General features: G+C 72.7%; 8 protein-coding genes. 4 read left to right on the top strand and 4 right to left on the bottom strand.

Going from position 1 to position 13,796, the window contains the following annotated elements; all coding sequences use genetic code 11:
* The first annotated feature begins 26 nt into the window (after window positions 1–26).
* On the top strand, window positions 27–761 hold the full coding sequence (locus tag LOK55_RS06355; RefSeq protein ID WP_196324193.1) for an AAA family ATPase: 735 nt from the start codon (window positions 27–29) through the stop codon (window positions 759–761).
* 4 nt (window positions 762–765) lie between these two features.
* Here LOK55_RS06355 and lepA read toward each other — a convergent pair whose 3' ends face one another.
* Window positions 766–2,610, bottom strand: coding sequence for a translation elongation factor 4 (gene lepA, locus LOK55_RS06350; RefSeq protein WP_229934702.1), 1,845 nt, complete (start codon window positions 2,608–2,610; stop codon window positions 766–768).
* Window positions 2,611–2,861: 251 nt separating this feature from the next.
* Here lepA and LOK55_RS06345 point away from each other — a divergent pair, with 251 nt between their 5' ends.
* The 3 genes from LOK55_RS06345 (at window position 2,862) to rpsT (ending at window position 9,332) form a co-directional block, all read left to right on the top strand.
* Window positions 2,862–7,643: an ExeM/NucH family extracellular endonuclease gene (locus LOK55_RS06345; RefSeq protein ID WP_308066645.1), complete on the top strand. Its 4,782-nt coding sequence runs from the start codon at window positions 2,862–2,864 to the stop codon at window positions 7,641–7,643.
* Between the two features lie 90 nt (window positions 7,644–7,733).
* Entirely contained in the window at window positions 7,734–8,480 is a 747-nt protein-coding gene (locus tag LOK55_RS06340; protein WP_229934701.1) for an alpha/beta fold hydrolase, read from the top strand.
* Between the two features lie 591 nt (window positions 8,481–9,071).
* Window positions 9,072–9,332: a 30S ribosomal protein S20 gene (rpsT, locus tag LOK55_RS06335; protein WP_196324190.1), complete on the top strand. Its 261-nt coding sequence runs from the start codon at window positions 9,072–9,074 to the stop codon at window positions 9,330–9,332.
* Window positions 9,333–9,497: 165 nt separating this feature from the next.
* On the opposite strand, the gene holA is transcribed toward rpsT, so the two are convergent.
* From holA to LOK55_RS06320, 3 genes are read right to left on the bottom strand one after another with little or no spacing between them, the layout of a single operon-like run.
* Entirely contained in the window at window positions 9,498–10,544 is a 1,047-nt protein-coding gene (holA, locus tag LOK55_RS06330; RefSeq protein ID WP_229934700.1) for a DNA polymerase III subunit delta, read from the bottom strand.
* Between the two features lie 9 nt (window positions 10,545–10,553).
* Window positions 10,554–13,124, bottom strand: a complete 2,571-nt coding sequence (locus tag LOK55_RS06325) for a ComEC/Rec2 family competence protein (protein WP_229934699.1) — start codon at window positions 13,122–13,124, stop codon at window positions 10,554–10,556.
* Window positions 13,121–13,729: a ComEA family DNA-binding protein gene (locus tag LOK55_RS06320; protein ID WP_229661447.1), complete on the bottom strand. Its 609-nt coding sequence runs from the start codon at window positions 13,727–13,729 to the stop codon at window positions 13,121–13,123. The genes LOK55_RS06325 and LOK55_RS06320 overlap by 4 nt, the downstream gene beginning before the upstream one ends.
* Between the last annotated feature and the right edge of the window lie 67 nt (window positions 13,730–13,796).

Below are 13,796 nucleotides of genomic sequence, written 5' to 3'. Positions count from 1 at the left end.
TCGCCGCCCCGTGCGATGATCCTCGGATGCCCCGGAGTCCGTTCGACCAGCCGCCGGTCGCGGCCGTGCGCGTCATCGACGATCCGATGCGCGCGCCCGGAACATGGCCGCTCAGCGTGCCCGCCGTCGTCCAGCTGATGGACGGCGGCCTCGAGCTCGGCCCCGGTGTGACGTTCCTGGTCGGGGAGAACGGCTCGGGCAAGTCCACCGTGCTCGAAGGCATCGCGCTGGCCTACGGGTTCTCGCCCGAGGGCGGCTCGAACCAGGCGCGCCACACCACGCGCCGCAGCGAGTCGCCGCTGTCCGAGTGGATCGAACTCCAGCGCGGCATCGGGGCGAGTCGATGGGGCTTCTTCCTCCGGGCCGAGACGATGCACTCGTTCTACACGTATCTCGAGGACAACCCCGGGAAGACCGTCGAGCCCGTGTTCCACGAGATGAGCCACGGCGAGTCGTTCCTCGCGATCCTCGACACGCGCTTCGACCGGCCGGGCTTCTACTGCCTCGACGAGCCCGAGGCTGCGCTGTCGTTCTCGTCCACCCTGGCGCTCATGTCGACCCTGCAGCGGATCGCCGACCGGGGCGGGCAGGTGCTCTGCGCGACGCACTCCCCCGTGCTCGCGTCACTGCCCGGCGCGACGATCCTCGAGCTGGGTCCCTGGGGCATGCGCCGTGCCGCGTGGGACGACCTCGAGCTCGTCCACCACTGGCGCGCCTACCTCGACGCTCCGCAGCGCTACCTGCGGCATCTGCTCGACTGAGCGCCTACTTCTTGGTCTCGACGTCGCCGGAGAGCGCGGCGATGAACGCCTCCTGGGGCACCTCGACGCGGCCCACCATCTTCATGCGCTTCTTGCCCTCCTTCTGCTTCTCGAGCAGCTTGCGCTTGCGGGTGATGTCACCGCCGTAGCACTTGGCGAGCACGTCCTTGCGGATCGCGCGGATGTTCTCGCGCGCGATGATCCGCGCGCCGATCGCGGCCTGGATGGGCACCTCGAACTGCTGGCGCGGGATGAGCTTGCGCAGGCGCTCGGTCATCAGGGTGCCGTAGGCGTAGGCCTTCTCGCGGTGCACGATCGAGGAGAAGGCATCCACCTTCTCGCCCTGGAGGAGGATGTCGACCTTCACGAGGTCGGCCTCCTGCGAACCGGCGGGCTCGTAGTCGAGCGAGGCGTAGCCCTGCGTCTTCGACTTCAGCTGGTCGAAGAAGTCGAAGACGATCTCGCCGAGCGGCATGTTGTAGCGGAGCTCGACGCGGTCCTCGCTCAGGTAGTCCATGCCGAGGAGCGTGCCGCGACGCGACTGGCAGAGCTCCATCACGGTGCCGACGTAGTCCTTCGGCAGGAGGATGCCCACCTTCACGACCGGCTCGGAGACGGAGGCCACCCGGCCGTCCGGATACTCGCTCGGGTTCGTCACGACGACCTGCTCGCCCGTGTCGGTCGTCACCTCGTAGGTCACGCTCGGCGCGGTGGTGATGAGGTCGAGCCCGAACTCACGGGCGAGCCGCTCGGTGATGATCTCGAGGTGGAGGAGGCCGAGGAATCCGGCGCGGAACCCGAACCCGAGGGCGACCGAGGTCTCGGGCTCGTACTGCAGCGAGGCATCCGACAGCTTCAGCTTGTCGAGCGCTTCGCGGAGGTCGGCGTAGTCGCTGCCGTCGATCGGGTAGATCCCGGAGAACACCATCGGCTTCGGGTCGGTGTATCCGGCGAGGGCTTCGGAGGCGGGCTTGCGCTGGTTCGTGATCGTGTCGCCGACCTTCGACTGGCGCACGTCCTTCACGCCGGTGATGAGATAGCCGACCTCGCCGACGCCGAGTCCCCTCGTCGGCACCGGCTCGGGGCTCGACACGCCGATCTCGATGAGCTCGTGCGTCGCCCGCGTCGACATCATCTGAATGCGCTCGCGCGGCTCGAGCTTGCCGTCGACCATGCGCACGTAGGTCACCACACCGCGGTAGGCGTCGTAGACCGAGTCGAAGATCATGGCGCGGGCGGGCGCGTCGGCGTCGCCGACGGGTGCGGGGATCTGCTCGACGATCCGGTCGAGCAGCTCTTCGACGCCCATGCCGGTCTTGCCCGAGACGCGCAGCACGTCCTCGGGCTTGCCGCCGATGAGGTTCGCGAGCTCCGCCGCGTACTTCTCCGGGTCGGCGGCGGGCAGGTCGATCTTGTTCAGCACCGGGATGATCTGGAGGTCGTTCTCCAGCGCCAGGTAGAGGTTCGCGAGCGTCTGCGCCTCGATGCCCTGGGCCGCGTCGACGAGCAGGATCGCTCCCTCGCACGCGGCGAGCGAGCGCGACACCTCGTAGGTGAAGTCGACGTGACCGGGCGTGTCGATCATGTTGAGCGCGAACGTGCCGGCATCCGTCTGCCACGGCATCCGCACGGCCTGGCTCTTGATCGTGATGCCGCGCTCGCGCTCGATGTCCATACGGTCGAGGTACTGCGCGCGCATGTCGCGGTCGGAGACCACGCCGGTGATCTGCAGCATGCGGTCGGCCAGCGTGGACTTGCCGTGGTCGATGTGGGCGATGATGCAGAAGTTGCGGATCAGCTCGGGAGGGGTCGCAGACGGCTCGAGAGGCTTTGAGGCACGGGGTGACATGTCTCGTCGAGTCTACCGGCGCGTGGCCCTGCGAACGTCGGATGCCTCGGCCACCCGTCTGCGCGAGCGCACAATATCGACCCGCGCGCGGACACGCCAGCAAACGCCTGCATGAGAAAGAGTTAACCGATCTGTCTCTTGTCAGCGGGTGCCGCGGGCAAGAATGCTCGATCTGGCGGCCGTCCTCTGCGCGAAACCCCCAGTCGTGCCCGGCCGTCCCCGGAGAGATCATCGTGACGAACGCGCACCCCGTGCCCCCGCCCCTTTCCTCCCGATCGCACCCGACGCCGCGTTCGCACGCACGGCGCGGGTTCGCGATCGCGACCGTGCTCACGACCGTGGCGGCGGGCGTGATCCTCGCCCCGGCCGCCCACGCGGCCGCCGGCCCCGGCGCACCGGTCGTCATCTCGGAGGTGTACGGCGGCGGCGGCAACAACGGCGGCGCGTTCAACCGCGACTTCATCGAGCTGGCGAACGTGTCGGATGCCGCGGTCGACCTCTCCTCGTTCAGCGTGCAGTACGCCTCCGCGACCGGCGGCTCGTGGCAGGTGACGCCGCTCAGCGGCATCACGGTGCCCGCCGGCGGCCAGGTGCTCATCGGCGAGGCGGCGGGCGCGGATGCCTCGCAGCCGGGCTTCACCGCCGACGTCGAGGGCTCGATCGCCCTCGCCGGGGCGCAGGGCAAGGTGGCCCTCGTCTCGACCCAGACCGCGCTGTCGGGCGCCACCGGCATCGCCACGCGCGACGACGTGATCGACTTCGTCGGCTGGGGCGGGGCGACCCACTTCGCCGGCACCGCCGCAGCGCCGGGCACGACCAACGGCACGAGCGTGGCCCGCTCGGCCGCGTTCGACAACACCGGCGACAATGCCGCCGACTTCACCGCCGGCGTCCCGACGCCGACCGGGCTCGGCACGGATCCGACCGATCCGACAGACCCCACCGATCCGACAGACCCCACCGATCCGACGGACCCCACCGATCCGACGGACCCCACCGACCCGACCGTGGTCGCGATCGCCGACATCCAGGGCACCGGCGACGCCTCGCCGCTGGCCGGCCAGACGGTCACCACCGAGGGCGTCGTGACGGCGCACTACCCGACCGGCGGATTCGACGGCTACGTCATCCAGACCGCGGGCACCGGCGGCGCGCTCGACCTGGCCGCGCACGCGGCATCCGACGCGCTGTTCGTCTACGCGCCCGGCGCCGTCTCGGAGGTCTCCCCCGGCGACACCGTACGCGTGACCGGCGTGGTCTCGGAGTGGAACGGACTCACCGAGCTGACCGTCGCGGCCGGCGCCGCGCAGCGCATCGACGCGCAGCCGGCGCCCGCTCCGGCGACCGTCGCGTGGCCTGCCGACGCCGCGCCGCGCGAATCGCTCGAGTCGATGCTCGTCGCCCCACGGGGCGCGTTCACCGTCTCGAACACGTACTCGACCAACCAGTACGGCGAGGTGGGCCTCGCCGCCGGTGACGCGCCGCTCCGTCAGCCGACCGACGCCGCGCGCCCCGGCACTGCCGAGGCGGCCGCCGTCGCCGCCGACAACGCGGCCCGCGGCATCACCCTCGACGACGGCACGAGCATCAACTACCTCTCCGCCGCGAACAGCGCCCTGACCCCGGCGTACGTGTCGCTGGTCGAGCCGATCGTCGTCGGGGCATCCGTCACGTTCACCGACCCGGTGATCGTCGACTGGCGGAACAACTCGTGGAAGCTGAACCCGACCGCACCGCTCGCCGGCGACGGCTCGGGCACCGACGGCGTCGCGTTCTCCGACCCCCGCACGGCCGCGCCGGACGCCGTCGGCGGCGACGTGCGGCTCGCGTCGTTCAACGTGCTCAACTACTTCACGACGCTCGGCACCGACTCGGCGTCGTGCGTGGCGTACAAGGATCGCTTCGGCGACGGCGTGACCGTCCGCGAGGGCTGCCCGCAGCGCGGCGCGTGGGATGCCGCCGACCTCCAGCGCCAGCAGGACAAGATCGTCGCCGCGATCGGCGACCTCGATGCCGACGTCGTCGGCCTCATGGAGATCGAGAACTCCGCCGCGCTCGGCGAGCAGCCCGACGAGGCCACCGCGACCCTCGTCGCGGCGCTGAACGCCGCCGAGGGCGCCGGCACGTGGGCGTTCGTGCCCTCGTCGGCCGACCTGCCGCCCGCCGCCGAGCAGGACGTCATCACCAACGCGATCATCTACCGCACCGCGGCGGTGAAGCGCGTCGGCGACTCCCGCGCGCTCGGGGACCAGAGCGATGAGGGCGAGGCGTTCCAGAACGCGCGCGAGCCGATCGCGCAGGCGTTCGCGCCCGCGGCCGGCGGCGACACGTTCCTCTTCGTGGTCAACCACTTCAAGTCGAAGGGCTCGGCGGGTCCGTGGCCGGGCGACGCCGACGCGGGCGACGGCCAGGGCGCCTCGAACGAGTCGCGCGTGCGCCAGGCGACGGCGCTCCGCGACTGGGTCGACGGCATCCGCGGCGACACCGCATCGGTGGCCCTCGCGGGTGACTTCAACTCCTACACGCAGGAGGACCCGCTGCAGGTGCTCTACGACGCCGGCTACGTCGACGCAGCCAGCGCGTTCGGCGTGCCGACCTCGTCGTACAGCTTCTCGGGGCTGTCGGGCTCGCTCGACCACATCCTGCTGAGCGGAGCGGCGAAGGACCGCGCCACCGGCGCCGACATCTGGAACATCAACTCCGGCGAGTCGGTCGCCCTCGAATACAGCCGCTTCCGCAGTCACGGCACCGAGTTCTACGCGCCCGACGCGCACCGCTCGAGCGACCACGATCCAGTGCTCGTGGGCCTCGCCGCCGCCGCTCCCCCGGTCGAGCTGACCCTCCTCGGGATCAACGACTTCCACGGCCGCATCGACGCGAACACCGTCGCCTTCGCCGGCACGGTCGAGCAGCAGCGCGCCGAGGCATCCGGACCCACGCTGTTCCTCTCGGCGGGCGACAACATCGGCGCCTCGCTGTTCGCCTCGTCGGTCGCGAAGGACCAGCCCACGATCGACGTGCTGAACGCGCTCGGGCTGCAGGCCTCCGCGGTCGGCAACCACGAGTTCGACCGCGGGTTCGACGACCTGTCGGGCCGCGTCTCCGAGGCATCCGACTACCCCCAGCTCGGCGCCAACGCGTACCTGAAGGGCACGACGACGCCGGCGCTGCCCGAGTACGAGTTGGTGGATGCCGGGACGCTCACCGTCGGCGTCATCGGCGCCGTGACCGAGGAGACCCCGACGCTCGTGACGCCGAGCGGCATCACGGGGATCGACTTCGGCGATCCCGTCGAGGCGGTCAACCGCGTCGCCGCGCAGCTGACCGACGACGACCCGTCGAACGGCGAGGCCGACGTGCTCGTCGCGCTCTACCACGAGGGCGCCGGAGCGGGCACGCCCGACGGCGCGACCCTCGATCAGGAGCTCGCCGCGGGCGGAGCGTTCGCGTCGCTGGTGAACGACACCGACCCGAAGGTCGCGGCGATCTTCACCGGCCACACGCACAAGGAGTACGCCTGGTCGGCGCCGATCCCGGGCACCGACCGCACGCGTCCCGTCGTGCAGACCGGCTCGTACGGCGCGAACCTCGGCAAGATCACCCTGACGGTCGACCCGGGCACGGGCGCGGTCTCGGCGCACACCGAGCAGCTCGTGAAGCGCGCGACGACGCCGGCCGCCGAGCTCGTCGCGACCTACCCGAAGGTGGCCGAGGTGGATGCCATCGTGAAGAAGGCCCTCGCGGCCGCCGCCGAGGTGGGCAACACCGCCATCGGTGAGGTCTCGGCCGACATCACCACCGCGTTCGCGGGCGGCTCCTTCGTCGACGGCGTGTGGACCGGCGGCACGCGTGACGACCGCGCAAGCGAGTCGGCGCTCGGCAACACCGTCGGAAACATGCTGCGCGACAGCCTGTCGTCGCTGCCGAACGGCGCCGTCATCGGCGTGACGAACCCGGGCGGCCTCCGCTCGGAGCTGTGGGACACGCAGGCCGAGTTCGGCGCCGCCGCGGTGCCGGGCCTCGCCGATGGGACGATCTCGTTCTCGCAGGCGAACGCGGTGCTGCCGTTCAACAACACGCTCGCCCTCGTCACCCTGACCGGCGCGCAGTTCGAGACTATGCTCGAGCAGCAGTGGCAGCGCGCCGCCGACGGCACCGTGCCGCAGCGGCCGTACCTCCAGCTGGGTCTGTCGGACAACGTCTCGTACACGTACGACGCCGCGCTCCCCGAGGGCCAGCGCATCACCTCGGTGACGGTCGACGGCACGCCGCTCGACCCCGCGGCGAGCTACCGGATCGGCACGTTCTCGTTCCTCGCGACGGGCGGAGACAACTTCCGCGTGTTCACGCAGGGCACCGACTACGTCGACACCGGGCTGCTCGACTACGAGGCGTGGATGGACTACATCGCCGACGGCTCGCCGCTCGCGCCCTCGTTCGCGAAGCAGGGCGTGCAGGTGAGCGGCGTGCCCGAGACGGTGACGGCCGGTGACGCGGTCACCTTCCAGGTCGGCGGGCTGAACCTCACGAGCCGCGGCGCTCCGGAGAACACCACGCTGCAGGTCGCCCTCGGCGACACCGCGCTCGGCGAGTTGCCGGTCGCGGCGGGTGCGGCGACGGTCACGGTGACGCTCCCGGCGGGCACCCCCGCGGGCGCGGCGACGCTGACGCTCACGGCACCGGCATCCGGCACCGTCGTCCGCGTGCCGATCGAGGTCGAGCAGGCGGTGGTGGCCGCCGCCACGACGACGCGCCTCGTCGCGATCCTGCCGGTGCACATCAACCGGATCCTGCCGTCGACGCTCGTCGCCACCGTGCGACAGGACGACGGCGCGCGCCCCGACGGCGTCGTGGTGTTCCGCGAGGGCGACACGGTGATCGCGACTGTGCCCGTCCAGCGCGGCATCGCGACCCACCGCCTCGGGCGGCTCGGTCTCGGCGTCCACACCTACACGGCGACGTTCGAACCGGCCGACACGACCGTCGCGACGGGCTCGACCAGCGGGCCAGTGCGGGTGCGGGCGCTGTTCTGACCGGCTCTGCGATGAGACGCGTGCGGCGTCGGGCTTCATGCCCGGCGCCGCACGCGTGTCCCTGTCGGCGTGGATGCCTAGGCTGAGACCGTGACGACGACGGTGGTGATGGTGCACGGCATCCGCACGTCTGCGACGATGTGGCGCTCGCAGCTCGCGCACCTCGCCGAGCGCGGCGTGCCGGCCGTGGCGGTCGACCTCCCCGGGCACGGCACACGGATGACCGAGACCTTCACGCTCGAGGGCGCTCTCGCGACGATCGACGATGCTGTGCGCACGGCCGCGGCGAACGGCCGCGTGCTCCTCGCCGGGCACTCGATGGGCGGGCTCGTCAGCACCGCCTACGTCGGCGGAGAGCAGAAGCCGCCCGTCGACGCGTTCATCGCCGCCTCGTGCACCGCGATCCCCCGCGGGGTCGGACTCGCCACCTACCGCACCCTCGCGCGCGGCTTCGATCGCCTGCCCGGTCGCGGCGCCCGGATCGCGGAGTGGGTGCTCGACCGCACGCTGCCCGATGAGACCCGCGCCGATTTCGGGGCCGGCGGCTACGCCTACGACGCGCAGGACGTCGCCCTGCGGAGCCTGTCGGTGCTCGACCTGCTCGCCGCCCTTCGGCGCATCGACGTGCCGACGTGGTTCATCAACGGGCAGTACGACCAGCTCCGCCTCAACGAGCGGTTGTTCGTCTCGCTCGTGCCCGGGTCGGAGCTGATCGTCGTGCCGCGCACGAGTCACCTCGTGACGGCGATGCGCCCGCGGGTCTTCAACGCGCTGCTCGATCTCGCCCTCGCGACGATGGATGCCGAGGCATCCGCCGTCACGTCATCGAGCCGCTGAGGTCATTCCGCGGCCGCCGTCACCGAGCCGCTCGACGGGGTCATCGCGGCGCTGAGGACACCGCGGCGCTGAGGACACCGCGGCGTCGGCGGGGCGGCGGCGGATTTCCAGGGTCATGAGGCCGCCGACTATCGAGAGCACTCCCCCGCCGGCGAACAGCAGCCAGAAGCCGCCGACGAGCGCGACCAGCGTCGTCGGGGGTGTCGAGCTGCAGCGGGATGAGTAGCTGCAGGGGCGTCAGCTGGACGGTCCACAGCGCGAGCCAGGCGAGCGTGAACAGAACAGGGTGAACCAGCGGGCGCCGGCCCGGAACGACGCTGCGGCGGTCGACCCCGAGTGGCGTCGGCGGGTGCCGGCGGTCTGATCATGCCGCACGTCGCGCCCGGCGCCCCGCATCCCTCGCCCGCACGGCGCGCCCTGGATGCCGCGCACGCGCGCCGCACGGCCGCGACACCGATTGGAGGCGTCAGGCGCCCACCTGGTAGACTCGGTGATTGGCTTGCGTGTGGGTCCCACCTCACACGCCGCCGGAGGCGCCCCTCTACCGCCACCCCGGCACATCCACCGAAAACTCCGAACGAAAGAGCCGTCGTGGCCAACATCAAGTCGCAGATCAAGCGCAACAAGACCAACGAGAAGGCGCACGAGCGCAACAAGGCCGTCAAGAGCGAGCTGAAGACCGAGGTGCGTCGCACCCGCGAGGCCGTCGCCGCGGGCGACAAGGCCGCCGCCGAGAAGGCCCTCGCTAAGGCGACCAAGAAGCTCGACAAGGCCGTGAGCAAGGGCGTCATCCACGAGAACCAGGCCGCGAACCGCAAGTCGGCCATCGCGAAGCAGGTCGCCGCTCTCTGAGCCGCCCCCGTCGTCGAAGAGCCCGTCCCCTCGTGGGGGCGGGCTCTTCGCTGTGAACGGGAGTATCTCGCGGGGTGATCGCGCATGGCGCGGGTCGAGTGCCGAGGGCGCGTTGCTGCGGGTCGGCGACCTCGGGCGGCGAGGGCGCTCGCGCGAAGGCGCGGGTCAGGCGCCGAACGGAGCGCGCGTCGCGATCACGGTGACGAGGCGCTCGATGGCGAAGACGGGGTCGCGCGACGCGCCCTTGACCTCGGCATCCGCTCGTGCGGCCGCCTGGATCGCCATGCCGAGCGAGGTCTCGTTCCAGCCGGTGAGGTCGCGGCGCGCGCGATCGACCTGCCAGTCCTTCATGCCGAGGCGGGCGGCGAGGGCCGACGACGATTCGCGGGTGCCGGCGACCCGCGCCATGGCGCGGAGCTTCGACGCGATCGCCGCGACCAGCGGCACCGGGTCGGCCCCGCTCGCGAGCGCGTGGCGGAGCGCCACGAGCGCGTCGCCGTAGCGGCCGGCGATGGCCGTGTCGGCGACGGTGAACGCGGATGTCTCGACGCGACCGCCGTAGTAGCGCTCCACGATCTGCTCGGTGATGTCGCCGGGCACGTCGGCGATCAGCTGCTGGCACGCCGCCGCGAGCTCGGTCAGATCGTCGGAGAACGCCCCGACGAGCGCGCGGAGCGCGACCGGGGCGATGCGCTTGTTCGCTGACTGGAACTCGCCCGCGGCGAAGTCGAACCGGTCGGAGTCGCGCTTGACCGCCGGGCAGGCGATCTCGATGCCGCCGCCCGTGCCGGCGCGGATCGCGTCGAGGAGCTTCTTGCCGCGCACGCTCGACCCGGTGTGCCGCAGCACCACGGTCGCGCCGTCCTGCGGCGCGTCGAGGTAGGCGAGCGCCTCGGTGAGGAACGCGTCGGAGCACTTCTCCACGCCCGACACACGCACGAGGCGCGGCTCACCGAACAACGAGGGGGAGGTGAGCGCGAGGAGGCTGCCCGACGCGTAATCGTCGGCACGCAGGTCGGAGACTTCGAGGCTGTCGTCCTCGGCGCGAAGGAAGTCGCGCACACCGGCGATCGCCCGCTCGGCGCACACTTCTTCGGGCCCCGAGACGAGCACGATCGGAGCCGGTTGCGGCGTGCGCCACGACACCTGCGGGATCGCCGACGCGCTCTTTCCGCCGCTCCGGGCAGGGGCTCGGCGGGGTGCGGGTGTCATGCGCCCAGCCTATCCGCCGGGTGCGACAGCGGCCGGCGGCGGGGCCGCACGCTCGTGCCAGAGACGCATGCCGTCGGCATCCCGCCACAGCGCGACGAGACCCTCCCGATCGGTGCGCGCGACGCGGGCGCCCGCGGCGGTGAGGAGGGTGAGCGTCTCGCCGCGCGGATGACCGTAGTCGTTCTCCCCCACCGTGATCAGCGCGACGGCGGCATGCAGCCGCCCGTACAGGGCCGCGTCCTGATCGGCGCTGCCGTGATGGGCGACCTTCACGACGTCGTATCCGGCGAGCAGGTCCGCCCCGGCTTTCATGGCCTGCTGGCCCGCAGCGGACAGGTCACCCAGGAAGAGGGCGGTCGGCACGCCGCCGCCCCGGAACTCCACGACGACGCTCGCGTCGTTGCCGGGCGCGGTCGTGGCCCGCGGCCAGAGGACGCGCCAGTGCGCTTCACCGAGCAGGCCGCTCATCCCCCGGCTCGCGAGGGTGATCCGCGCTCCGCCGGCGGCCAGCTCCTCGAGGACGCGCACGTCGGAGGGTCCGCTCGTCGGCCCGTGCACGAGGTTTCCGACGCGGCCGCGCACCGCGTCGATGCCGCCGCGATGGTCGAGGTCGAAGTGGGTGAGCACCAGAAGGTCGACGCGCGCGATGCCGAGCTCATCGAGGCAGCGTGCGAGGGGCGCGGGGTCGGGTCCGGTGTCGATGAGGGCGACGCTCCCCGCCGAGCGCACGACGACCGCGTCACCCTGGCCGACGTCGCAGGCGGCGAGGGTCCATCCCGGCGGGATGCCCGCGCGCGTCATGGCGTCGGCGATCGGGCCGAGGGCGAGCGCCGCGCCGGTCGCCGCGGCGACCAGGAGCACCGCGGCGGCGCGGACGCGCGGATGCCCCGGCACGATCAGCGCCGCGACGGCGCCGCCGAGCACGGCCAGAGCGGCGAGCCCGCCGAATCCCTCAGGCCAGGCGACGACGGCGCCGGGGAGGTCCGCGAACGTCGTCGCGGTGCCCGCGATCCAGGCGGCGGGAAGCCATGCCAGCGCGGCGAGCCCGCTCCCGAGCAGCGGGATCCCGGCGCCGACGCACGCCGCGAGCCCCACGATGGTGCCGAGCGGCGCCGCGGGCGCGGCGATCATGTTCGCGACGACGCCGTACACCGACAGCTGCGGCGAGATCAGCACGATGAGCGGACCGCACGCAAGCTGGGCCGCAAGCGGCACCGACACGCCGAGAGCGAGCGGGCGTGGCATCCATCGCGACAGCCCGTCGGCGAGGGGGCCCGCGCCCACGAGCAGCGCGCCGGTCGCCGCCGCCGACAGGGCGAAGCCGAGCGAGAGCCCGAGCCACGGATCGGCGAGCAGCAGCACGACCACGGCGGTCGTGAGGAGGGACAGCCCCGCGCCGGGGCGGCCGAGCAGGATGCCGAGCATCGCGATCGCCGCCATCGACCCCGCGCGCACGACGCTCGGCTCGGGTGAGACGAGCACGACGAACGCGGTCAGCGCGCCGAGACCGGTGAGCACGCGCACGCCACGAGGAGCCCGGCACAGCGCCGCGGCGCCGAACGCCAATGCGACTACGAGCGCGCAGTTGGCCCCCGAGACGGCGGTCAGGTGCGAGAGCGACGACGTCTTCATCGCGGCATCCAGCGCCGGATCGACGGCGCTCGTGTCGCCGACGGCGAGCCCCGCGATCAATCCCCCGCCCGGCGGCGGCAGTCCGCTCGTGACGGCGACCAGCCCGCGGCGCAGAGCGGATGCCGCGGCGAGGGCGCCGTGCGGCGGCGCCAGCACCTCGACGGGCCCGTTCGCATCGATCACGAGCACCGCCCGGTCCCCCGGGTCGGCCCGCCACGCGGTGCCCGTCACGCGCAGCCGCGCGCCCAGGTCGATGTCATCGTCGAGGCGGCCGGGCAGCGCTGCGGGCGCGTCGCCACGGGTGCCGGCCGCGGAATCGTCACCTCGCCACGCGGCACCGTCGCCGTCGCGTGTCTCGCCCGCGCCGCCGGGCTCAGTGCCCGCCACGCGCACGAGCACCGGCACCCCGGCACCGGCGAAGGCGGTCTCCTCCGACCCGCGGCCGCCGAGCAGGGCGCGGTGCAGCGCGGCGTCGAAGCGCCAACCGTCGGCGCTGCGCTCGATCTTGCCGACGGCCGTGAGCTCGACCTTCAGTGCGCGGCCGCCGTCGATCTTCAGCGCGCTCGCGGCGTCGCGCGCCGGGAGCGACACGGCGACATGGGTGGCCACTCCCGCCGCCACGGCGAAGACGACCGCCACGAGGGCACCCCCGCCCCGCCCCGCCCCGCGGAGGCGCAGCGCCGCGGCGATCGAGACGGCCGCAGCGATCCACAGCACGACCGCGACGGGAACGGCGGCATCCGGATGCAGGGTCGAGAGGGCGGCGGTCGCCCACGCCGCGGCGGCGACCGGCACGAGCCGCGCGTCCCGGCGGCGCAGGCGCCGAAGGCTTCCTGCGGGCGGGGCCGCGCCGCGCTCCGCGACGGAGGCCTGCGCGCCCGGCGGCGGCGCTGCCGGCGCCGCCGCCCGCGACACGGCCTCGACCGCGGCATCCGCCCGCGTGCTCACACCGTCACCAGGTCTCGGATCGACGCGAGCATCTTCTCGCCGATCCCGGGCACCGCCAGCAGGTCGTCGACGCTCGTGAACGCGCCGTTGGTCTCCCGCCACTGGATGATCCGTTCCGCGATCGCCGGGCCCACGCGCGGCAACGTGTCGAGCGCGGCGATGTCGGCGGTGTTGAGGTTCACGCGCCCATCGGATGCCACAGCGCCCGCTCCCCCAGCCGCGCCGCCGGCTGGAGGCGGCACCTCGCCGATCGCGGGCAAGCGCAGCTGCTCACCGTCGGCGACCCGGCGGGCGAGGTTCACGGCCGTCTCGTCGGCCTCGGGGGTCAGTCCGCCCGCCGCCGCGATGACGTCGACGACCCGCGCGCCCTCGTCGAGCCGGTAGAGCCCCGGCCGCTGCACGGCGCCGAACACGTGCACGTACACGGGCGGCAGCTCGGCCGCCCCGGTCGCGGCGACCACCTGCTCGCCGGAGACGTCGGGAGCGCCCGCGGAGCGCACGACCCCGATCAGCACCGAGACCGCCGCGACGACGAGCACCAGCACGATGGCCGCGCCCACACCCAGACGCCGCCGTGCCGGTCGGTCGATCGTCGCTGCGCTCACCCGGGAAGACTGTCAGCGCGCGGGCGACCCTTTTGCCCGAAAGGGCGGATCGGTGGATGGATCCCGA

Origin of the sequence: Microbacterium sp. F2E (assembly GCF_020905435.1) — a bacterium.
GTDB classification, from domain to species: Bacteria; Actinomycetota; Actinomycetes; order Actinomycetales; family Microbacteriaceae; genus Microbacterium; species Microbacterium lacticum.
Note: the sequence above shows the minus strand (reverse complement) of the source record. Positions and strands in the feature narration are given on the sequence as shown.

What these genes read in the sequence shown, in the direction of transcription:
- holA (WP_229934700.1), bottom strand. Translation starts at nt 10,544, where the DNA reads ATGACACCCGCACCCCGCCGAGCCCCTGCCCGGAGCGGCGGAAAGAGC.
- LOK55_RS06355 (WP_196324193.1), top strand. Translation starts at nt 27, where the DNA reads ATGCCCCGGAGTCCGTTCGACCAGCCGCCGGTCGCGGCCGTGCGCGTC.
- lepA (WP_229934702.1), bottom strand. Translation starts at nt 2,610, where the DNA reads ATGTCACCCCGTGCCTCAAAGCCTCTCGAGCCGTCTGCGACCCCTCCC.